The following is a 23,281-nucleotide window of genomic DNA, read 5'->3' as shown; positions in this document are numbered from 1 at the left end:
AAAATCTTTTGCCTCAAAGTTTACAAGAAAAACTCGAAGACCTTTTTTTTGAATTTAAGATTGCAGAATTTGCCTCTTTAAACAGCCAACTTATTTTTTTGCAAAATAATAAAGGAGATATTCATTTTAAAACAAAGGCAATAAAAAAAAGCCCCCTAAATAAAGAACATGTATCTTCAATTGAAAATCTTGAGCATAATAAGCAAAAAGAATATATTCTAAACACTTCTGAAATGCCTATCTTTTTAAAAAAACTTAATTTCTTTACCGATGAAGGTAAGATTATTCAAAGTAAATATCATAAATTTCGGCAGATAAATAAATATCTGGAATTTATAAAATCCGTTTTGCCCGAACTAAAAGATATTTTAAAAGAAAAAAAAGAATTGCATATTGCAGACTTCGGCTGCGGAAAGGCCTATTTAAGTTTTGCTCTTTATTATTACTTAACCGAAATTGAAAAATTACCCGTTAAGATATGCGGCTTGGATCTAAAAGAAGATGTAATAGATTTTTGTAATAAATTAAGACAAGAATGCGGTTTTAAAAATCTTATCTTTGAAGTCGGAGATATAGGCCGATTTAAGTTTGATACACCGCCCGATATGGTTATAAGTCTCCACGCCTGCAATACGGCAACGGATTTGGCTATAGCCAAGGCAGTCAAAAGCGATGCAAAAATAATATTTGCTGTTCCATGCTGCCAGCACGAGTTTAATACTCAAATTCGTAAAAATAAGAGCAACATTATAAAATCTTTTTCGCCTATGCTTGATTACGGCATTATTACCGAAAAATTCACGTCCCTTCTTACAGATACGGTTAGAGGAAAACTGCTTGAAACCTGCGGATATAAGGTAAGCGTTGAAGAATTTATCGAAACGGAACATACTCCTAAAAACATCTTAACCAAAGCCGTAAAACTTGATGATAAATCAAAAAGCAAAACTATACTTATTGAAAAAGCCAAGCAAGAATTTAAAGAAATAAAACAAGCTTTTTTAATTAAACCCTGTTTGGAAAAACTTTTAAATGAAAAATGAGGTATTTATGGTATACGAAAAATTTGACAGCCCGATAGGAAAAATAATAATTATTGCAGATAATTCCGGTATAAAAGAATTAAGATTCGGCACAAAAGATTCCATTACAAATAAGCTTGAAAGAACTCAAGATAATTTTACAAAAGCCTTACAGATATGCAAACAGGCCAAAGAAGAATTAAAAAAATATTTTGAAAGAAATTTAAAACAATTTACGGTACAGCTTTCCCCCGAAGGTACGGAATTCCAAAAGACCGTATGGAAAGAGCTTTGTAAAATTCCATATGGAAAAACTCTATCCTATAAACAAATAGCAGTAAATATAAACAATCCCAAATCTTACCGAGCCGTAGGAAACGCTAACGGAAAAAATCCTATCCCGATTATAATTCCATGCCATAGAGTCATCTGTACCGGAGGAAAATTAGGCGGTTTTTCTGCGGGTTTGGATCGTAAAAGATTTCTTTTAAACCTTGAGCAAAAAGAATGCCAAATCGAATTAATTCCGCTTGTGGATAACTTGTGATAAACTCAGGCTAAAATTAAGCATAAAAACAATGTTTCACGTGAAACATTTTAAATTGGAAGATAAGCAAAAATAAGCCTAAAATAGCCTTTTTGGTGGACTTTTTAGAGTTTTATCACCTTTTTTCCTTACTTTTTCAAAAAAAAGATATCGATATAAAAAGATTTTATAAAATACTCCACTTTTGCTTGTGGATAACTTGTTCATTAAATTTGAATAACTGTGAATATGTTGTCATCTACTTATTTTTTGTTAAGACAGCTTTTTTTAGTGATTTTAATGCTTTTGCTAATTCAGGAGGAAGAGTCTTAGGTAAATCTAACTCCGATGCTTTTTTATCTTGTTCTTCAACAGAATATTTTTTTTTCAATTCAACTTCATCCGGAGTAATTATTTTTGACTGAAGCTGAAAATCAGGTTCAACAAAAACCGAAATATTTTTTATATCTAATGCCGGATAAAATTTTTTAAAATTATATATGATTTTGTTCTTTCTCATTAAAAGCTGTTGGCTCCAGCCGGTATGACTGGTTTTTATCATTGCCGTTTCATTTTTTATATCATAAAGCTCGCAATATGCGGCTAATTTTTTATCGCCTATGACTTTTTCCCATCCTTCAAAAACAGATAGAGCCTGTTCGCTATTCAGATTTGAGGAAATTTCCGCCATTTCATTAAACTTTTGAGAAAAATTATCTACTATTTCTTTTGATGTTTTAAAAAGTTTCATATTTTTTTACTCATAAAGATTTTAACTTAATACAATAAAATCTCAATTACAAATTTTTATATTCATCTTTTTACAAATCTCGGCTAAGGCAGTATCATTAGTAATTAATGTAGCGTCATTTCTTCTAGTTAAAACCAAATAGTACATATCATAAATTGAATGATTATTTTTAATTCCTTCCGATAAAGATTCTTTCCACAATGTACTTGCATCAATGAAATCATCCACCATATCAAGCCCCTCTTGTACATATTGAATACAATTTTCATGTGTTATAAGCCCAGCTCTATAATACTTCCATAAAACATTTGTGATCTCGGCAACAAATAAATCAGGAGCTATAACCCAATCAGACTTGGAATAAATCTCAGAAAATAAACCGCTTTTTTCCCTTTGAAAAAGTATTTCTATTGCAGCACTTACATCAAGAACTATAATCACCGGTCTCTATCCTCTCTGATAAGTTCGACAGGATTTACAGCTTTTATTTTATTAGAAATATCGCGGCTTTGAATTTTCTTTAGAATATTTTTCCGACGCAAAATATTTGATTCTTCTTGCCCCAAGGCTTTTTCAAGTAAAACAATGATTTGCTGTGCAATAGTTCTATTTTCATTTTTTGCGGCATAAGTAATTTTTCTATAAATATCTTCAGGACATTCTCTTACTTGCAATAACGGCATATCGCACCTCCTTGCATACAATATACATCATTTTGTATGATTAATCAATGGAGAAAGGGCGGCTTTTAAGTTTGTTAATTCCTTTTAGACCTGTAAAATAATTATCTTTGATCCGCACCATTCTTAAAAGAGAGCTCTGCATCTTTGAATTTACATTTATTCTTGTGCTTAGATAAAATTCGGCTTCCGGCTTTTTTTCTTTGACAAGCACAGTTTGGGATTCAAGTTTATAATAGTCTTTTTTATAATCGAATCCGAGCTCTTCAAAGACCTCATCAGTCAACAAAGATGGACCGCAAATTCTGTTTTCCATACTGTTTACATAGGCACTTCTTATTAAGAAGGCGAGGGTATAGCTTTCACTGCCGGAAAGACAAAGGTCCATACCCTTTCTTGTTCCGCCTTTTAAGTGATTGTTTTTAATTTTATGCAGATAGAGCTTCCCGAAATTATTTTTTTGCTTTTCATTGCGATGCACACAATTATCTTCAAAACAAGCTTCTTTAAAAAAATAGGCTTCTATTTCGATGGGATCAATTGTAACAAAACCCTTATTTCCCTTTATTTTAAATACATAACCTGATAAAAGAGTGTACATTATATCTTGTAGGATAAGAACTATTTTTTTATGTGATGTTTCTTTTAAGAGGTTATCAATTTTTGTTTTTAGGTCTAAAAAGGTTTTTTGCATTAGTTCTCTCTTATAAATTACTGCTGATAATGTGTACCGCATTTACAGATTATCCTTTAACTCGTGAATCCGGCCTTTCCCGCTTTCAATTTGAGAAATACTTTCTTTTAAAAATTTCATATTTGATTCGGAATAAATATAAGGATCTTCAGAAGCCTTCATAGTAAAGGGCATACCATTTTCTCTTATTGTGGCCTTTACAAAGACATTTATTGCAGCCGATACATTTAGGCCCATAGAATTACAAATTTTTTCAAATAAGTTTTTATCATCATTAGCAATTTTTGCAGATATTGTAGTCATAACTGGCGGCGGGTGTTAGACGTTTTTTCTATACAAAACTATATCTTAATCTACACCAAAACCAAATCAGAAATAAACTGAAAGTCTTTGATATTCGTAGTATACAACGGCAATCCAAATTCTAATGCAGTAGCACCAATCAAAGCATCCGGAATCAAAAGACCATGACTTTTAGTATACTTTTCAATCAGACTTCTGGCTTTTACAGAAATCAATTCAGAAATTTCTACAATTTCAAAATCCGAAAAAGCTTTTTTTATAATGCCTACCTCCCGCTTGTTCAAAGCACCAACCATTAACTCCATATAAGTTATTGAAGACATTCCCAAACCTAGTCCTTTGTCTTGCTCAAGTTTTTGCTGAACTTCGGTTTTTCCACGAAGGTAGTCTATAAGAACGCACGTATCACAAAGATAAATCATTAAGAACGCCTCCAAGCCTTGCTTCTTATTTCCTCAGCAGAAAGAGACCTGTCTTTCCATAAACCAAAAGCCGCATTAAAATCTGAGAATTCTCTTTTATGAGTTTTCACAGGTGTATGTAAAGTACGTACTATTTTATCAAGTAATTTGATTCTCTCAGCATAAGAAAGCATATCAACTTGTGCTGAAAGTTGCTTAAAAACTAATTCCGACATAGGCACCTCCCATCCATTTCGCATAGTATACAATATTTTATAAACAAAATCATCTCCCACTCATTAAAACCAACACATAATTTCATATAACTTAATGATTTTACTATAGGTGAGTTTTATTCGTGCTGAGGGCTTAATACCCCGATGCTCTGCGTCGGGGGTGTTGATTTTCCTTACCAAGTTTTAAGATCCTTTGATAAAAATTTATTTTTCTTACTCAATTAATCATTATAATAAAATATACTTTTATTTTAAGAATCTAAACTGTTGATTTGGGTTTTAAGCTTTAATTTATAAAAATGCATAGTACTCTTTTACTATATCCGAAGAATATACCTGTACTATTTTATTTTGAGAAAGATGTTTTAATATTTTTACAGTTGGAGCATTTTCATTTCGTGTTATCAATGCAGAAACCAAAATATTTGTATCAATAACAACATATTTTTTCATTTGCCGAATACCTGTTTTCTAGTTTCAGCAATTTCTGCATTTATTTCTTCAAGCGACATTTCCGGAACATTATTGTCTTGAATACTTTTTCGAACTTGATCATATATTTTCCATCTGGTATTTTCTTCTCGTAATTCAAACGGTAATCCTCCCACAGCAATACTTTTCTTGAAAAAAATTCTTATTGCAGTCGGTAAATCTAACCCTAAATTTTCATATATTCTTGAAACATCTTCTTTAATTTCGGAATCGACTTTTAGCTGTACTAATGCTGTATTTGCCATATAAACCTCCATATCTATGCATACTTCAGTATTATTATAGCATTATTTTTTAATATAATCAAATGGTAAAAGGAAAAAGTTGTCCACTGGGCAATCCGTCTAACATGCAGTTAAGCTGCAAAACGTACCGGCGTCTAGCCGGCTGCTCTTCAGAGCGGGTTTTGTCAGTCTTGAACTGCGTGTTAGATTTTTAGTATAGTACATACAGAATAATAAAATACCAACCCTCAAAATTCATACAATAAATCCTATGTTTTATGTTTCTTTACTTCATCACTATTTTCTTAGCAATTATTTCTTAGATAACCTCATCATACAAGGCAACTATTTTATCATTAATCTTATTTTTTGTCTTTTGATACTCCCTAAAATTGAACTATTTATACAATTTTAGGGGGCGATTCATCAGTATCGGTTAATCGATTCTTATTGCTTTGTATATTCTACTGAATTTTCACCAGCAGTAAATTTCATCTTCGTTTTTGATGAATTTAGTTTTATAAATGAAAGCATTCCTTCCAAAACTTCAGGTGTAAAATTCAGTCTTGCACTGATTGTCTTGTTCGCGGAATCATGTTCAACATCAAATCCTATATCTTCCAGCTCTGATACAGCACCAGCTACAGAAGCTGCATATGATGCATCTGCGCTTCAATAATCCTCCTCGTGTTGTAAATAACCCGAAAAATCAGAAGCAACAAAAAGCATTTTTGAGCCTACAACTCCTGACATTGAAAAGTCTGCCTTCCATGTTCCCACTAAATCACTCTTGTTTGAAACAGGCTTCCAATCACTGATAGTATTATTCTGATTACCGTTCGCCTGTTGACAACCGCTAATTAACGCTACTGCACTAGTTATTAAAACTAATGCACCAATCACTGAAACTAATCTCTTTTGTTTCATCTTTCGACCATCCTTTCGCAATGTCCTTTTTCATTGCAATTATTTTATTTTTCGGTCGAAAGTCTGTTTCGATTGGTTCCCTACTCGCCTGCCACAAGGCAGGTCAATCTAACTACCGCTTGACCTGCATTTGCGGCTCGTCCGCAATGTCAGGTTGAAGCGGGTGTTAGGTGATTTTCTTTATTTTCTTAACTTTATAGTTAATTAATTCCAAATCAAAAATTTCATCATTTTCATTATAAATACGAATCATATCATTATCAACCAATTCTGTTTCTTTAATAAAAATCCATTGAACATCTTTTTCTAAAAACGGATTATACCAGATTGAATAAATTGATATTGTTTTCTTTATTTTTGAGTCTTTAATAGATTTAATAATCATCTGACCGGTTCCCTTAAAAATTCCATCTGAATAATTTGCAATATACTCGTATCCATTATGAATTATCGATGGAACTTCTGGAGGCGGAGTCCTTTTTGCATATAAAACCAAGAGTGAAAATATAAATATACTTAATAATATGATACTTTTTTTCATTAAACATACCTATTGTAAAATGTTTCTTCGTCCTTGCTATAAAGTTCAATTCATTTTTTTGATTACTTTTTTGCGGCGAATTTTTCTTTGTTTTCACCATGCGCCCCTGAGGGGCGTCCACATAACATTCGCTTAACCTGCATTTGCGGCTCGTCCGCAATGTCAGGTTGAAGCGGGTGTTATATGTCTTACTCAACCTGTTTGTCTCAACCAATCTCTAATATTTACACCAATCCTTTCAATATCTTCTTGAGCTAAATTTCCACCATGCATAATGACATTACGAGATTTTTCTAATGCTAAAAGTAATTGTTTTACCCATTCTTGATTTCTTAATAATTCTTCAAATAATTCCCAATTAGAACAAATTATTGCTGACAAGTCACCAAAATCACAATAAAATATTTCAGATGAACCTCTCGATGCGTGCCATTTTATTTTCCTTTCTTCTTCTTTTCGTGCAGAGACTTTTTTTTGAATACTTTCACTAACATGCTTCCACCAATCCAAATGATATTTTTCATCCATAGCTTTTACAACCATTTTCCGAATCATATTCTCAAAAGTATGGATAGCTTGATAAATAATACTCGTTTTGATTGATTGTTGAAGGAATTCTTGGTCAAGCATATCAAAAGATAAAGATTTTTTAATTTTCAATTCATCAAACTCTTCAATATCAACTACAGTCTTTGGATTTGCTTTCTTAAGACTTTCTTCTGCTAATATTCCTTTATACACAAATGAATAAAGCTTATCCATATTTTAACCTAAATGTTCTTTTAAGCTTTTAAAAATAGCATCATATACTGCTTGATCTTTTGTAGCCGGAAGAATGATATTTATATGATATTGCAAGGATCCAAGTGCTATTTCTTTTTTTTCTTGAGTATTTGGTAAAGGTCTTTCCGTTCGAATATTAGAGGTTTCAGTTGTATTATCTACCTTACACTCCTGTTTTGGCACTGTTTCAATAGAAAAATCACCAAGTTCACACAAAGAATTAAAAGTTGTCGCTATACGACCTATTACTTGATCAGTTTTTTTACCTGCATATAAAGAACGTAATTTATTTTTCACGTCTTCAATGGAAAGTTCATTAGCTCTAAGGTTTACAGCAAATAAATCAGAATATGCATCTCGAATACCTTCTGCAATAATTTTACTCGATTCATTTTTATCGAGAAACTTATAATACCGCTGTGTTGGTTTCCCATCTGTATCAATGAAACCAAGCTCTTTTAATACACCAATAATCATTCTGTCGTTTGTTGAAGTAAAACCTAGATTCTCCAAAAACTTATAAGATACCCTTTCTGGAGCTTGTGCGGCTTTGAATGATTCAAAATATTCAGAAATTGCACTTGGCTTTTGGGTATAACTATCAGGTAAACTCATAAATTCCCTCCATAATAATATCTACTTATCATTTCATCCGTAAGGAACATATAACATCCGCTTAACCTGCAACAAGGCTTGTCCTTGTTGTCAGCGTTGAAGCGGGTGTTAGCTTAAACATCAAATTCTTCAAATTGCTTTATTTTATACTCAGAAATCATTTTTTCTAAATAATTATTATATTTTTCCTCATCTACATTTAAAAATGATTTATTATTTGTTTCATCAGCAATAAATATATTATCAAAATTTTCTTGTAAATCATTTAAGTAGACTTTATTTTCTTTTAATATTTTTAATTCAGATATTATCTGTGATTTATTGTATCTTATTAATTGATCCACTAAATCAGAATCAGAATAATTAATTGTATCCTTAAAAAATGAATAGTATTCATCGATTGTTTTCTTTACATATAAGTCTGAGAATATATGCAGCCTTACTCCTTCAAAAAAATACTTAGAAAATTTTGAATAATTATTAATACAAAATTCATTCAATAATGATAACTGGAATCCCTTACCTTCTTTTATAAAATGACTTGTGTAGAAAACATCTTTATTAGTAATATTGAATAAATCAGGATAAATTGAACCAAGAAAAAAATCAGAAATATCTAACAAATTCAATTCCATTCCATAAAGATATTTTTTTGCAATTAATATGTGTGCATATTTTTCTGGCATTTGTACTCCTACACCGAAGCCATCATTCTAACATTAGCTTAAGTTTTTCCTAACATTATTCTTAAATTAATATTTAATCCAATATATATCAACATCTATTTCAGGAACACCCAATAATTATTGTCGATATATTTTGTTCTGGAATAACCTTGTTTACTAACATCATATAAACAATTGATATAAATTATATTTTATAAAAAAGCGCACGATAGTGCGTCAAGCTAACATCCTTTTGACCCTTCCTCATAATATCATAAAAGCCGATACTTTGCAACCTAAACTGCTGCAAAATAAAAAATTAAATCTTTCTACCATAATAACAAATCGAATAAATAAACGGTCGGCAGATTAGGCCTATCTTTATTAAATTTTATCAAAAGAATTTTATTCCCTCTCCACACTAAACCTTCCGTCTTCAACAAAAAATATTTTAGTATTTTCTTTTTGGTAGTTTTTATAGGGTTCGCCGGGGAGGAAGGTGCAAAAGAGTTGTTCATAGGAGGGGAGAAGTTCCATGAATTTTTGGCGTTTTTCGGGGTCGAGTTCTAAAAGAATATCGTCCATCAAAAAAATGGGTTTTCGGCCGGTTTTTTTGGAATAGATTTTAGCTTGAATCATTCTTAAAACAAGGGAGATAAGCCTCCTTTGACCGTTTGAGGCTCTTTCGGTAAATGGCTTTTTATCTTTTATAAAATGAATACGGTCGCGGTGGGGACCTATAGAACTTGTTCTATCGATTAAATCATTTTGGCGTTTTTCTGCAAGCAAGATAAGCAAATCTTTTTCAGTTTCTACCTTAATCGAGGGGCGGTAAACCATTTCTACGCCTGAAACTCCGCTTATTTCCTCATACATTGAAGAAAAATACTTTGAATACTCTTCTACAATATTCTTTCTCTCATTTGTGATTAAAAAAGCAAGGGAAGAAAAAATTTCATCTATAGAATCTAAAAGAGAAGCCTTTTTTTGTTCCAATATTATATTTCTTGATTTTAATGCCTTTGAATATTTTACTAAGTCTTCTATAAAGCCGGAATTGCACAGTGAAACCGATTGATCTATAAAAAATCTCTTCCTTGAAGGAGTTCCGACGGCAAATTCTATATCGTCCCCATGAAACAAAATACACGGAATAGTGCTTATCAACTCCTTTGAATTTTTAATTTTTTTAAAATTCTTTTGAATATCTTTTTTTTTATCTTGAATTATTATAGAAATGGTATGGCTTATTTTATCGGTTTCTTTATAAAGAGATCTTACACTGAATTCTTTTTCATCCCTTGTGCATATCTGAGCTAAAGATCTGGTTCTAAAGGAAGTTCCATAAGAAGAAACATAGAGGGCTTCTAAAAAATTAGTCTTCCCCTGTCCGTTTTTTCCTACTAAAAAAACTTCAGGAGAAGAAATATCTACTGTGGCATTTTCCAGATTTCTAAAATTATAGAAAGAGGCGGAAAGAAAGGGCACTTATAACCTTACTCCGTCTGCATAGGCATTATTATATGGAAAAAGTCTTCTTCAGGTTCCGGTTTTAAGGTTATAGCCTTCATGGCTTCGGTAAATTCCACCTTTATTCTGTCTGAAGTTATAGTCTTTAAAGGGTCTTCTATGTAAACATAGTTTAAGGCCAGCATAACCTCTTGACCGTCATATTTACAAGGAATTTCTTCTCGTGCACTTCCTATTTCATTTTCCTGAGAAGAAATAATAAGAGAACCGGGAAGAATGTTTAAAAATATTCTTCTTGTCTTTAATTCTACTAAAAGAGAAACTCGTTTTAAGGCTTCGATAAATTCGGTTCTTGAAACTTCAAAAGAAAGGTTTTGATTTTGAGGAATTACTCTTTCATAGTTAGGGAATTGACCGTCTATTAAAACGGATGAGAATTTATAAGAATTAAAATTAAAGAATATGTTTTTTTCACCTATTCCTACTTCTATGTTTCCTTCGTCAGATGCTCTTTTGTTGATGATATTTAAAATTTTAGGAGGAACAATTACTCCTTTAAATTCGGGGATAGGTATTCCGAAATTTTTCTTAATATGAGCAAGGCGTCTTCCGTCAGTTGCAACAAAATATAAGGTGTCTTCTTTGTTTTCTATATAAACACCGTTCATAAAATAGCGTGTTTCATCATCTGAAACGGAAAAAATAGTTTGATGAATCATTTCTTTAAATTCTTTTGTAGGAATATTAAAGAAGTTTACATTTGTAGGTTCCGTAAAGGCAGGAAAATCGTTTTCAGGTATTGTTTTAAGTTGGAATTTTGCCTTTTTCACTACTGATTTTATTGTAAGTTTTTGATCTTTTTGTTCTATTTCTACTTCACCTGAAGGCAGTGCTGAAAGAATACCGGCAAATTTATCGCAAAAAACCGTTGTTGAGCCCTCTTCAATTATGTTTACGGGTATTTTTGTTTCAAAGCTGACTTTTATATCGGTGGCCTTTATTGTAAGACTGCCGTCTTTAACCGATAACAATACGTTTGAAAGGATTGTTAGAGCTGTTTTTGTAGCTATAATTTCCTGAGCGATGGATATTTCCTTTAAAAGAGTGTCTCTGTCAAAACTTATTTTCATTTTCTTCTCCCTTGTTTATTATATCTTTTATAATAATTAGTAGTTATAGTAGTAAGCCCTGTGAATTTGTTGATAAGTTATTTAATTCTATATTGGATATGGAATTAAAAGATTTATAAGTCCGTAAAACTATAAACAGCTTATTACTGATTGTACAGCAATAAAAAAGTTATCCACAAAACTTAATTGTATATTAACATATATTCTAAAAAAAATACAGAGGTTATACACTCAAAATATATTGTTTTATTTTGATTTTTTATGTTATAATTTATAACTATGGAAAATACAAGTACTTTACCCATAGAAATAATGAATGCCGATATTACAAAATTAAAAGTAGATGCTATCGTGAACGCTGCAAATACCACTCTTTTAGGCGGAAGCGGAGTTGACGGGGCTATTCATGCTGCTGCGGGTCCCGAATTGTTAAAAGAATGTAGAAAATTAAAGGGCTGTAAGACAGGAGAAGCCAAGATAACGGAAGGCTATAAACTTCCTTCGAAATATGTAATTCATACGCCTGGACCTATTTATGAGGACGGAAAAAGCGGAGAAGCTGAACTTTTAGCAAATTCTTATAAGTCTTGTTTAAATTTAGCTTTTGAATACGGCTGTAAGTCCATAGCTTTTCCTTGTATAAGTACCGGAGTTTACGGTTATCCTAAAGAAGAGGCTGCAAAAATAGCCTTAAACGAGATTTCCGCGTTTTTAAAAGAACATAAGGATTGTATGAAAGTTTTTATAGTCTGCTTCGGAAAGGAAAATGAGGAGATTTATAAGAGATTGATATAATTTATTAGTAAAATAATAGCTGTAGAAAAGTTATATACTTTCCTACAGCATAAGTTGACTTTAATTAAGCTTCTTTACTTAACATATAGTAAAGGCTTTTTACGAGGGTTCCTGTAGCTTTTTCTTTTAAATAGCCGAAATTTTCCGTGATATAGGCGGTTCCTGCAATATCGAGATGTATCCACGGGATATCTTCTTTTGCAAGGAAGGAACCTACAAAGAGGCCGGCTGTCATCATTCCGCCGAATTTTCCTCCGCTGTTCTTTAAATCGGCCACTTTTGATTCATTCATTTTTTTATAATAATCTATTGTGGGCATTTTCCATACAATTTCGCCGGCTCTTTCATTTGCTTTTACAAGATCTGCAAAAAATTCGTCATTGTTTGTAACCGCTCCGCTTACCTGTTCTCCAAAAGCAGATACACAGGCTCCTGTCAGGGTTGCAAGGTCAATCAGCTTAGTAGCTCCCAAATTCTTGGTAGCATAATAAACGGCATCGGCTAAGGTAAGTCTTCCCTCAGCATCGGTATTGATAATTTCGATAGTCTTACCGCTCATTGAGCCGATAATATCTCCGTTTCTGTAGCCGTCGCCTGAAATCATATTTTCGCAGGAAGCAACAACAGCTACTACATTTACCTTAGCTTTTAGGTCAGCCAGTGCATGCATAGCACCTATAACCGTACCCGAGCCTCCCATATCCGTAAACATGGTAACCATGCTTGTTGCAGGTTTAATAGCGTATCCGCCGCTGTCATAGGTTAAACCCTTACCTACAAGAGCTATTTTTTCATCGGAGTCAGGGTTATTGTAGTATTCCATAACAATTAGTTTAGGTTCCTTAGTGCTCGCTCTGGCTACGCTAAGGAATGCCTCCATTTTTAGAGCTTCGATTTCTTTTTTACCGTGAACGGTAACCTTTACTCCCTTTGCTTCCAGTTTTTCCTTAGCAATTTGAGCTAAGGTTTCAGGATAGATAATATTTGCCGGCTGGTTTACTAAGTCCCTTGTTAAAAAAACCGCTTCCATAAGTTTAACGGCTTCATTGACGCCTTTTTGAGCTCTTTCTTCCTTTCCTTTTTCAGGATTATAATTGACCGTAATTTCGGTTAATTCTTTGCGGTCGCTCTTGAATTTGTCATATTGATAGGTCGCATGAAGCATTCCCTCAGCAATAGCCGATGCTGTTTTGTAAGTGCATAAGTTATTAAGTTTGGGAATATTGAGTTCAACCTCTGTAATCTTGTTCTTTAAAAGTTCGGACGCTGCCTTAAAAAAAGATTTCCGTAAAACCTCCAAATCAATTTTTTCTTCTTTGCCGAGCCCTATAAAAATTCTGGCTTTAAGATCGGCATCAAGATTATAATAAACCTCTTCTGCCTTTCCGGAAAATAATTCTTTTTCTTTTAAATAATTAAGATAGCTGCCATCTATTTTGTCCTCAAAAACCAACTGAGCAACTATACCGCCTTGTTTTGCAATATTAAATTTCATAATTCCTCCAAAAATATTAGTTTAAAGTTACTGTTACTTTACAATGAGAGTATACATATTTTATCGATTAACGGCAAGATAGATGCTCGCATATTTGCAAAAGAGAGGTATTAAATATGTTACTAGCCGAATATGATTATGAAACCGATATAGCTGTACAGCGTGCAGAAGAGCGTGAAATAGCCTTTGCTGAAGGGATTGAACGAGGAATTGAACGAGGAGTTGAACAAGGCTCTTACCAAACCAAGCTTGAAACTGCGGCAGCATTTAAAAAACTCGGAGTTGATATTACTAAAATAGCCGAAGGTACAGGCTTAAGCAGGGAAGAAATCGAAGCTCTATAATCAGGGGTAGAACCCTCTCTTTGACTAAACACCATATCTTTCTCAAATTTCTCCATATCCGACTGGATTTTTCACAAAAAAAGATGTATAATTATAGTGTTATGAAGAAAATACAGAAAATTATATTTACACTGATATATACTCTTTTTGTGATGGCGGCGGGATTTGCTGCAGATTTTACATGGAACGGAAGCAATAGCTCAGCCTGGAATGCTTCAAGCAACTGGACACTTTCGGGAACGCTTCCTCCCGGCCATCCGGGATATCCCTCTACTTCTTCCGATACTGCGATTATAACTTCTAACGGACACGCGCCTGCCCTTAACACTTTCATACCTATAAATTTAAATTCACTTAAAATTAATTCAGGTTCTCTTAACATAACAGGAAACACAAGCCTAACCCTTTCCGGCAATTTCACACATAACGGAGGAACATTTAGTGCAGGGCCTAACACCACTGTAACCTTTAACGGCAGCAGCTCCAAAATAACAGGTACAGGCGGTTCGGAACCGCTGTTTGGGAATCTGACGGTAGCTGCAAACCCTGCAAAGTTAAAACTTGAAAAAAATATTAAGATTGCCGGCACATTTACAAAAAACGGCGGTTTTTATGCAAACGATTATACAACCGTTACTTTTACCAATTTGACTTCAACAATAACTGCTCCTGTTAATTCGGAACCAACGTTTTGGAACCTGACGATAGCGGGCAGTGCAGGGTTACAACTTGGGAGCAATATTAAAGTTGCAGGGACGTTTACAAATAACGGAAGTTTTACTCACAACAGCAAAGCGGTAACCTTTGTCGGATTCGGATCCAAAATTACAGGCACCGCAACCGAAACGGAATTTTCAACGTTGGCAATAGATAAAAGAGAATTGCCTGCGCCGCCGCCTTACAACAAGGTAACACTTGCGGATGGCAAAAAAATAAAAATTAAAGTTTTTAAAAATATATATAAGGGAACCTTTAATGCAGGAAGCGGTACAGAAATAACTGTTACAGAAGAATTTGATAATACTGACGGAACCTTTGAACCAAAAACATCTACGGTTAAACTTATACCCTCCGGCAATACCGTAACAATTACAGGCACCGGCAATGCGACCGACACTAAATTTTATAAACTTAAGCTGATAAACGGCGGAAATAAAACGCTTAAAATAAAAAACAAAATCTCAGTAGCGGAAAAAGGTCTTGAACTAGAAGGAGGTACTGCTTCTCCTCCAAGTAAAGATCCTCTTACGGTATCTCCGGAAAGTGCCGGAGAGATTAACTTTTACACTCCTCCCACGCCTATAACAGGCACCCCTCCCAAAGGAAAATATTTAACGGTAGAAGCCGGTATTCCAATAGCCGGAGGAACATATACTGTAGTCCAGAGCAAACCTCAAGGAACCCCGTCTGCTAATTGGATATTTGAAGATTGCCTTATTAATATGACGTGGACAGGAGGAAATTCAACACAAAACTGGAACGATTACGCAAACTGGTCTCCAAATGGAATCCCCGGTATCCATACACCCGTTACCATTCAGACAACAAGCCGTTATCCCAAACTTACAGCGAACGTATCTGCCGAATCCGTTACGGTGAATTCGGGAGCGGAACTTGACTTGACTCATTATACTATAAAAAAAGGCCCCCCTACAGCAAAGCTTACCAATAATGGTACTATTAAAATGACGGGAAGCGGAGATCAGTTGAGCTGGTTTAGTGCGGGAAATAACGATAACATAACACTCGGAAACACATCCACTGTTGAATATTACGATGCCCCCCCTTCCAATGCAAACGTCTGGGCAGGCCCATACGAAAATCTGAAAGTAAGCGGTACAAGACAAAATCTTAGAGCTTTGTCTATAACCGTAAACAAAGACTTTACCGTTGCTTCTGCTTCTTTCGCTCAAGCGACAGGAACCTTCATCTTTAACGGTTCTTCAACTATAGACGGAACAGGTACGATAAGCTTTTACAACCTGACCGTTGCAAGCAGTAAGAGCGTAACCCTTAATAAAGATATAGCAGTCGGCGGAGCCTTTATAAATAGCAGCGGAGCAACGTTTAATGCAAACGGTAAAAACATAACCTTCGGCGGTAATTTCACAAATGGCGGCACCTTTACTCCGGGTACCAATACCGTAACCTTTAACGGAACCTCGACATTAAGCGGAACAGGTGCGATAAGCTTTAACAACTTGAGCGTAGCAAGCGGTAAGAGTGTAACCCTTAATAAAGATATAACAGTCGGCGGAGCCTTTATAAATAGCAGCGGAGCAACGTTTAATGCAAACGGTAAAAACATAACCTTCGGCGGTAATTTCACAAATGGCGGCACCTTTACTCCGGGTACCAATACCGTAACCCTTGCCCCGTCCGGCAATACTGTAACGATTACGGGCACCGGCACTGCAAGCAATACAAAGTTTCATCACTTGAGTCTTACAGGTGCGGGTGGGAAAACGCTCACGATAAACGGAAAGATTAGCGTCAACGGGAACTTAACCTTGCAAGGATCGGGGGCCGCCGATGCACAACTGCTTACCATAGCAGGCGGTACCAATAGTCCCGGTATTGAGCTTTCTGCAGATCAAACGGGTAATGGTAAATGGCTTAAAGTACACACAAATGTACCGATGATTCCGGAAAGCGGCGGTAAAACTTATACCGTAACGGAAAGCAAGGCTCACGAAGTTTCCGGTTTTCTTATTTCCGATGGTAATCCTAAAAACTGGATTTTTAGTGGCTATGCCGGACCTATGACTTGGAAGGGAACTCATTCGAGTAACTGGAATGGATGGCAAAACTGGCAGCCATGCGGAATACCCGGAGTAAACTCTGATGTAACAATTCCTCAAAAAGAGGCAGCTGCTCACTATCCCAAACTTACAGCAGCCGGTGCACAGGCTAAATCCGTTACGGTGAATTCGGGAGCGGAACTTGACTTAGGCGGGCAAATTATAAAAAAAGGAACGGGATCTAACGATTTTACACCGCTTACAAACAACGGCACTCTCAAAATGACGGGAACATCGTCTGCATCCGACCCGAAAGGACAGAAAGAATGGTTTGAAAACGCAATAATTTCTTTTAGTGACAGTTCAACCGTTGAGTATTACGGTGCCTCTCCTGCCGCATCGGACATTTGGGCCGGCCCCTATCAAAACCTGAAAGTAAGCGGAGGGAAAACAAGCTTTACAACGGGAGATCTGAAAGTAAATGAATATTTTACCGTTGATACCACAGGCAGTTTTATCATTAATGCAGATTCGCAGTCCTATACGAAAATGGTAACCCTGAATAAATCAACAACCTTTAGTTCTACTAATGCAGGCGGTACGGTTTTTGAATCATTCCTTATGACTAATGGAAATACAGTCGACTTTTCAGGAAACGGTAAAATAGAAACAAAAAAAGATATTTATGGATATGGAAATATCAACGTAATTTCCAACACAGGAGGGGAGTGGACTTCATCGGAAAAGATTCAAGCAAATATTATTAATACACAACGAAAATGGACTTCTTTAGATAATATTACCGCAAACGGTTCCATTACAGCAAATGACTGGACAGCCGCTGGAAACGTAACTCTTAAAGGAAACCTTATCGCCGTTCAATTTAATCAAACAGCCGGAACTCTCACTTTTAACGGTACGGGAACGCCTGAGCAGGAGCTTAAGGTTACCGGTGCAGGCGATAAAAAGATCAATCATCTTACAATCGATACCGGAGCAAAGGTAAAACTCGGCTCGGAGATTGAGGTAAAAGGAACCTTCTTAAACAAGGGTACCTTTACTCATAATGATAAAAAAGTTAGCTTTACCGGAGCAGCATCGATAGGATCTGTAAATCCGGGGCAGGTTACCGAATTTTACGATATTGAAATAGCATCTTCCGCTTCGTTAACCCTGAATCAGGATATAAAAATTAAGAAAGATTTTAGCAACAGCGGAGGCTTTACCGTCAACAGCAAAACCGTAAGCTTTGTCAAAGGATCAGCCCCCGTGTCCGCCGCTTCAACAATAAGCGGCAATGGCGTATCTTTTGCAAATCTTAACATAGAAAGCGGCAAAACCGTAACGCTTAATAATGATAGTCTCGAAATAAGCGGCACCTTAACAAACGACGGTATCTTTGATGCACAAACAAATAGCAAAACGGTAACCTTTACAGGTACCAATGCTAAAATAACACGAACCCAGGCGAGCCCTTCCCCTATGCCTGAAAATAAGTTCCACATCCTTAAAATTGCAGATAGTGCAACCCTTAAAGTAGTTCTTTCCGGTATTAATAATAATGAGCATAATAAATTCGTTCAAATAGATATTAAAAACTCCTTTGTAAACGGACAGGACGGAATTTTTATTCCTCATTTTTCAAACTTTGTGTTCAGCGGTACTGCAAATACTAATTCAATTAATCACAATATAAACTTTACCGATATAACCATTCCGAGTACAGGTTCTTTAACCCTTAATAAACCTATAACCGTAGGCGGTACTTTTACAAGTAACGGAACCTTTACTGCCGGAGCCAACAAAGTAACCTTCCGTGGTGGAAACCATGGTTTAGAAATAACCAAAGGCACAGGAAGTTCCGGAACGATGACTTTTTCCGAAATAGAGATACTGGGCGATGCACATTTAGCTTTAAAAAGAGATATTACCGTTACCGAAAAAATTTACTATACGGAAAAAAATGGAAATTTGGGAAAATTTACTGCCGACTCCGGCACAACCGTAACCCTTAACCCTCCGCCAGGTGGCACCGTAACGATTACAGGCACCGGCACTGCAAGCAATACAACATTCCGCAATCTAAGTCTTACAGGTGCAGGCGGGAAAACGCTTACTATAGACAAAAAAATATCGGTATTGGGGAATTTAACCCTTACAGGAACAAGTACGGATAAGCTCACTATCGAGGGCATCTCAACCAACTCTAGCATTGCACTTACCACAGCCAATTCAGCACATGGTCAATATCTCAAAGTCAGAACCAATATACCAATTACAGGCGGTACCTATACGGCAGAAGACAGTCTGCCTGATGGTTCGGATACCGATATACAAGCCGGTAAACCCGAAAACTGGATTTTTACGAATTATAATGGAACTTTAACTTGGAAAGGCTCTGTTGACAGTAATTGGAACAATAGAAGAAACTGGGAGCCGGCTCTTGCGATTCCGGGAAAAAATACGGATGTAACCATTCCGCAAAAAACGGAATCCGCTCACCACTATCCCCTGCTTAGCACTAATGCGGAAGCAAACACCGTTACCGTGCAGAGTAACGCAAGTTTGAACATAGCCGGATTTGTTATAAGTGATAACTCTGGACGAAGTCCGCTTACCGTTCATGGAATGCTAAAGCTAAAAGGTACGGCTGACCAAACAAATTGGTTTGCAGCCGCCTCTCCTGCCGATAAAATTACTCTTCAAAACACTTCAACTGTTGTATACTATGATAATTCAACAGCCAATATCTGGGGCGGAACTTATTATAAATTGCAAGTCCAAAATAGGGATAAATTAGTAACGGGAGGAGCCCCTCTTACCGTTGAAGGTACATTTAAAGTTACTCATACTACACCGCCTACAATATTTGAAATAGATACGGGAACCGGAGCGCAACATTACAAGGGCAGTATTACTGCAACAGGAATCAATCTCAGTTTTAAAACAGCTTCTCTAAAAACAATGAAAGACACTCCCGCCAACTTGACGGCGGTTACCGCTGCAAACATCACTGTAAACGGAGATTGGACAAGTAACTCGACTGTTAACGCGCAAACGGTTACTGTTTTATTAGGAGGAAGCTGGACATCCAAAAAAGGAACAATAACTCTTACCGGTAATTTGGACGCCGCAAAATTTGTTCAAACTGAGGGAGATCTTATCTTTAACGGTACGGGAAACCGGCAGCTTTCCACAAATTCATCCGATTCAAAAATAAAGAGTCTTGTAATAAATACCAATGCAAGCGTAAAACTCGCCTCGGATATTACGATTCAGGGTAATTTTACCAACAACGGAACCTTTGACGCAACAACAGCTCCCGGATATACGGTAACTCTGACGAATGATGTCAACCACAAGATTACAGGCAATACGGCAGCAGGGGCTATAGGTACACAAAACAACACCGACTTCCACCACCTCGTCTGTATTAATGCGGGCGGAAAGCAAATCCAATTTAACAAAAAGATTTCCGTACACGGTAATTTAACCTTGCAAGGATCGAACATAAATAACTTGCTTAATATATCGGGAACAGATAATGATGCCGAAATTTATGTAGAGTCAAATCAGGGAACCGCCTCAGGCTATGAATGTAAGTGGCTTGGTGTTGCTGAAAATCTTCCGATAAAATCTCTGACTTCTTCTACGTATACCTGTACCACTGACGAAAGTAAGCCTACCGGAAACATTAATTCTATAATAGCCGGTAAACCTGAAAACTGGATTTTCACAAATGTATATGAATTAAGATGGACAGGTGAGGCTAACGATAATAACTGGAATAATCCAAATAACTGGAGACCCAGAACTTCTCATGCCCCTAAACCAACTCAATTTGCAACAGTGCGTGCAGTCGCAGCCGGTAACCACCCCATATTGGGAAGTGGAGATTATTATGCGAAAAAAGTAGAAGTTGTAGGCACCGCAACCCTCGATCTAGCCGATAAACTTATATACTCAAATACAGCAAAAACTGCAACCGCAGAACTTACCGCTAAAGGCACCCTCAGACTCAAAGGTACAGATGATCAAAAAACCTGGTTTGAACATTCTAATCCTTTAAACAGAATGACAATAACCCAAAATTCTACGGTTGAATATTACAGTGCACCGACAACAATCAAGTTATGGGGCGGAGGTACCGACGGTTATAATAAATTGATTTTAAATAATATAGGAACCTGCGAAACAGAAAACAGTAATTTAAAAGTAAATGGAGAGCTCTCCGTTGAAGGCTCCAATGTTACCATCAATAGCGGTAATGCAACTCAAACTTACAATGGAGTAATAAATGCTACAGGGAAAGATGTTACTCTCGAAGGTTCAACAATAACTACAAAAGACAATATTACAGCAAATAAAATTAAGGTACTAGGAGACTGGAACTCAACCAGCGGTACTATAACAGCCAGCACAAACATAGAGGCAGCTAAATGGACTTCTGCAGACGGAGTTATAACTCAGGCCGAAAATAATATTACCGTTACGGGAGCTTGGGACTCTAAAGGCTCCACCATTACAGCGAATAACATTGAAGCAAAAAAAAATTGGGACTCTTCGGGGAATGTTACGTCAAACGGTAATATCAAAGTTGATAATGGTTATTTATGGAAGCCCACAGCTGGAGATATAAAACTTAAAGGCAACCTAACCGCAGGTAAATTTAATCAAACAGGCGGCACTCTTACCTTTAACAGCACGGGAATACCCGAGCAGGAGCTTAAGTTTACCGGTGCAGGCGATAAAAACATATTCAATCTTACAATCGATCCCGGAGCAAAGGTAAAACTCGGCTCTGAGATTGAGGTAAAAGGAACCTTCTTAAACAATGGAACCTTCAATACCGGTACGGGTAATACAATAACTTTTAAAGGAGTATCGTTTACCAATAACGGAACCTTTACCGCCGGTGCAACCAATACGGTAACTCTTAATCCGACCGGCAATACCGTAACGATTACAGGGACCGGCACTGCAAGCAATACAAAATTCAGCAACCTTGAGTGTACAACAAGTACTACCTCAAAAACTCTTAACATAAGTGGCAAAATTTCTGTAACCGGAGATTTAATTCTCTCCGGAGCAAACGGAGAGCCATTAACAATTAACGGCTCTAATAGTGCCGAAATTCATCTAAGCAACAGCCATGGTTTAACTTCAGGTACTGCAAAAGGAAATTTTCTAATGATATATACCGGCAAAGTAAGGATTCAACCTACAGGTAAATACTATGTCGTAAAAGACAGTAAAGATGATAGCGGCTCAACAATTAGTAAAAACGGCTGGATATTTGTAAAGCCGAACTTGCGTATAGTAAATTCCTTTGCAAAACCCAACGATAACCATATCTATCTTTTGTTTGACGACAACAGCTTATCTACAGAAGAATTTGATAGTTTAAAAGCTTTAAACCATTCCTTACAAATTACAGACGGCGTAACAACTTATACATCTAATCTGCAAACAGTCCACAAGGAACCAAGTTCATATATACCTTCCGGACATTCTTTATGGAAGATTCAACTTGACGGAACTCAAAAATTTAATCCTGATGATATTCTTAAATCCACCTATCAGGTATCTTTAAATTATTTCGGTACACTTAAACACAAAGCCCACATCTCTGATATCGGAATCGACATGGTAAAACCTTTGACGGCTTCTAACTCGATAGTTTTACGTAACTTTAATGCCGGTGATAATGACCCGGCCTTACCTACACTTGATGTTAGAGTACTCGCCGAAAAAGCACCTTCTTCTTCCAATGTTATCTTGCATTTTTTCTCAAAAAACTCTGCGGAGCATAAATTTTGGCATCCCGATACTATACCATCACCACCCGGCTCTTTTGCAAATCCTCAGGCAGGCACAACAAATTATTCTCCTACATTGAATGGTAACCTTATAACCTCCATCATCCCATCAACTGATCCTTCCTTAAAAGAAGGAAAGGTGGGGCAGTTTATGTATGTCTATAATAATTGGCTTCCCTGTGCAAGACTCCGAAATCCAAACGATATCCTTTCCTTCGATGTCTGGAATTTTAAAATTGTAGGAGTACGAATGCAAAAGGGCGGCGTGTCAATCTTTGACAATGTTGTAAATCCTCACAAGGGGCAGTCTGCCACAATAGCTGCACACCTAAAAAAATCCGGTATGCTTACAATTCAGATTATGACCTTGGACGGCAACATAGTACGCACTTTAACCCGTTCTCACCACAATGCAGGTGACCACTTTTATCTATGGGACGGAAGAAACAATGGCGGCAATCCGGTTGCAAGCGGTATGTATTTTGTCAGAATTGCCGGCCCCGATATAGATGAAGTGAGAAAAATTCTGATTATTAAATAAAAAAAGGCCTAAAGAACGGCAGTTTAGACTGCCGTTTTCTAAGCCCTAAAAAATCAATTTTTAAACTTTTTTAATTATAAAAACAA

22 protein-coding genes are annotated in these 23,281 nt (G+C 36.0%); 5 read left to right on the top strand and 17 right to left on the bottom strand.

Annotated features, from left to right (window positions below; all coding sequences use genetic code 11):
- Window positions 1–8 precede the first annotated feature (8 nt).
- Together JO40_RS04295 and JO40_RS04290 are read left to right on the top strand one after the other, a co-directional pair.
- The gene (locus JO40_RS04295; protein WP_245609003.1) at window positions 9–1,043 is read left to right on the top strand and encodes a class I SAM-dependent methyltransferase; all 1,035 of its coding nucleotides are present in this window, start codon (window positions 9–11) and stop codon (window positions 1,041–1,043) included.
- A gap of 7 nt (window positions 1,044–1,050) precedes the next feature.
- On the top strand, window positions 1,051–1,569 hold the full coding sequence (locus JO40_RS04290; protein WP_044979697.1) for a methylated-DNA--[protein]-cysteine S-methyltransferase: 519 nt from the start codon (window positions 1,051–1,053) through the stop codon (window positions 1,567–1,569).
- 238 nt (window positions 1,570–1,807) lie between these two features.
- Here the strand turns inward: JO40_RS04290 and JO40_RS04285 are convergent, their stop codons facing one another.
- The 16 genes from JO40_RS04285 to dnaN form a co-directional block, all read right to left on the bottom strand.
- Window positions 1,808–2,299, bottom strand: coding sequence for a DciA family protein (locus JO40_RS04285; protein ID WP_044978239.1), 492 nt, complete (start codon window positions 2,297–2,299; stop codon window positions 1,808–1,810).
- Between the two features lie 42 nt (window positions 2,300–2,341).
- Window positions 2,342–2,740: a type II toxin-antitoxin system VapC family toxin gene (locus JO40_RS04280; RefSeq protein ID WP_044978236.1), complete on the bottom strand. Its 399-nt coding sequence runs from the start codon at window positions 2,738–2,740 to the stop codon at window positions 2,342–2,344.
- Window positions 2,737–2,982 carry a hypothetical protein gene (locus tag JO40_RS04275; RefSeq protein WP_044978234.1) on the bottom strand — a complete coding sequence of 82 codons (246 nt, stop codon included), beginning with the start codon at window positions 2,980–2,982 and terminating at the stop codon, window positions 2,737–2,739. The genes JO40_RS04280 and JO40_RS04275 overlap by 4 nt, the downstream gene beginning before the upstream one ends.
- Window positions 2,983–3,022: 40 nt before the next feature.
- Window positions 3,023–3,715 carry a hypothetical protein gene (locus JO40_RS04270; protein WP_245609002.1) on the bottom strand — a complete coding sequence of 231 codons (693 nt, stop codon included), beginning with the start codon at window positions 3,713–3,715 and terminating at the stop codon, window positions 3,023–3,025.
- Window positions 3,716–3,976, bottom strand: a complete 261-nt coding sequence (locus JO40_RS04265) for a type II toxin-antitoxin system RelB/DinJ family antitoxin (protein WP_044978230.1) — start codon at window positions 3,974–3,976, stop codon at window positions 3,716–3,718.
- A 50-nt stretch (window positions 3,977–4,026) separates the two neighbouring features.
- The gene (locus tag JO40_RS04260; protein WP_044978228.1) at window positions 4,027–4,398 is read right to left on the bottom strand and encodes a type II toxin-antitoxin system VapC family toxin; all 372 of its coding nucleotides are present in this window, start codon (window positions 4,396–4,398) and stop codon (window positions 4,027–4,029) included.
- A complete protein-coding gene (locus JO40_RS04255; RefSeq protein WP_044978226.1) occupies window positions 4,398–4,613 on the bottom strand; it encodes a hypothetical protein in 216 nt (71 codons plus the stop codon). Before JO40_RS04255 ends, JO40_RS04260 begins: the two co-directional genes overlap by 1 nt.
- Before the next feature lie 291 nt (window positions 4,614–4,904).
- Entirely contained in the window at window positions 4,905–5,066 is a 162-nt protein-coding gene (locus JO40_RS04250) for a putative toxin-antitoxin system toxin component, PIN family (protein ID WP_245609001.1), read from the bottom strand.
- Complete coding sequence (locus tag JO40_RS04245) at window positions 5,063–5,350, bottom strand: type II toxin-antitoxin system RelB/DinJ family antitoxin (RefSeq protein WP_044978223.1); 288 nt, start codon at window positions 5,348–5,350, stop codon at window positions 5,063–5,065. Before JO40_RS04245 ends, JO40_RS04250 begins: the two co-directional genes overlap by 4 nt.
- Before the next feature lie 651 nt (window positions 5,351–6,001).
- Window positions 6,002–6,256, bottom strand: coding sequence for a hypothetical protein (locus JO40_RS04240; protein ID WP_044978220.1), 255 nt, complete (start codon window positions 6,254–6,256; stop codon window positions 6,002–6,004).
- A 166-nt stretch (window positions 6,257–6,422) separates the two neighbouring features.
- A complete protein-coding gene (locus JO40_RS04235) occupies window positions 6,423–6,797 on the bottom strand; it encodes a hypothetical protein (RefSeq protein ID WP_044978218.1) in 375 nt (124 codons plus the stop codon).
- A gap of 192 nt (window positions 6,798–6,989) precedes the next feature.
- A complete protein-coding gene (locus tag JO40_RS04230; RefSeq protein ID WP_044978216.1) occupies window positions 6,990–7,559 on the bottom strand; it encodes a Swt1 family HEPN domain-containing protein in 570 nt (189 codons plus the stop codon).
- Between the two features lie 3 nt (window positions 7,560–7,562).
- Window positions 7,563–8,195, bottom strand: coding sequence for a DUF5343 domain-containing protein (locus tag JO40_RS04225; RefSeq protein ID WP_049992340.1), 633 nt, complete (start codon window positions 8,193–8,195; stop codon window positions 7,563–7,565).
- Between the two features lie 113 nt (window positions 8,196–8,308).
- Window positions 8,309–8,881 carry a hypothetical protein gene (locus JO40_RS12840; protein ID WP_049992339.1) on the bottom strand — a complete coding sequence of 191 codons (573 nt, stop codon included), beginning with the start codon at window positions 8,879–8,881 and terminating at the stop codon, window positions 8,309–8,311.
- 384 nt (window positions 8,882–9,265) lie between these two features.
- Window positions 9,266–10,348, bottom strand: a complete 1,083-nt coding sequence (gene recF, locus JO40_RS04215; RefSeq protein WP_044978214.1) for a DNA replication/repair protein RecF — start codon at window positions 10,346–10,348, stop codon at window positions 9,266–9,268.
- Window positions 10,349–10,356: 8 nt separating this feature from the next.
- Window positions 10,357–11,460 (bottom strand): DNA polymerase III subunit beta, encoded by a 1,104-nt coding sequence (gene dnaN, locus JO40_RS04210; protein WP_044978212.1) that lies wholly within the window; start codon window positions 11,458–11,460, stop codon window positions 10,357–10,359.
- Between the two features lie 279 nt (window positions 11,461–11,739).
- On the opposite strand from dnaN, the gene JO40_RS04205 reads away from it, so the two are divergent.
- Window positions 11,740–12,255 carry an O-acetyl-ADP-ribose deacetylase gene (locus JO40_RS04205; protein WP_044978210.1) on the top strand — a complete coding sequence of 172 codons (516 nt, stop codon included), beginning with the start codon at window positions 11,740–11,742 and terminating at the stop codon, window positions 12,253–12,255.
- 64 nt (window positions 12,256–12,319) lie between these two features.
- Here the strand turns inward: JO40_RS04205 and JO40_RS04200 are convergent, their stop codons facing one another.
- A complete protein-coding gene (locus JO40_RS04200) occupies window positions 12,320–13,750 on the bottom strand; it encodes a cysteinylglycinase (protein ID WP_044978208.1) in 1,431 nt (476 codons plus the stop codon).
- Window positions 13,751–13,866: 116 nt separating this feature from the next.
- Here JO40_RS04200 and JO40_RS04195 point away from each other — a divergent pair, with 116 nt between their 5' ends.
- Window positions 13,867–14,094 (top strand): hypothetical protein, encoded by a 228-nt coding sequence (locus tag JO40_RS04195; RefSeq protein ID WP_044978206.1) that lies wholly within the window; start codon window positions 13,867–13,869, stop codon window positions 14,092–14,094.
- Window positions 14,095–14,195: 101 nt separating this feature from the next.
- Window positions 14,196–23,195, top strand: a complete 9,000-nt coding sequence (locus JO40_RS04190; protein WP_044978205.1) for a FlgD immunoglobulin-like domain containing protein — start codon at window positions 14,196–14,198, stop codon at window positions 23,193–23,195.
- The last annotated feature ends 86 nt before the right edge of the window (window positions 23,196–23,281 follow it).

Source organism: Treponema putidum (assembly GCF_000755145.1).
GTDB lineage: Bacteria > Spirochaetota > Spirochaetia > Treponematales > Treponemataceae > Treponema_B > Treponema_B putidum.
This window is presented reverse-complemented; position numbering and strand designations above follow the sequence as displayed.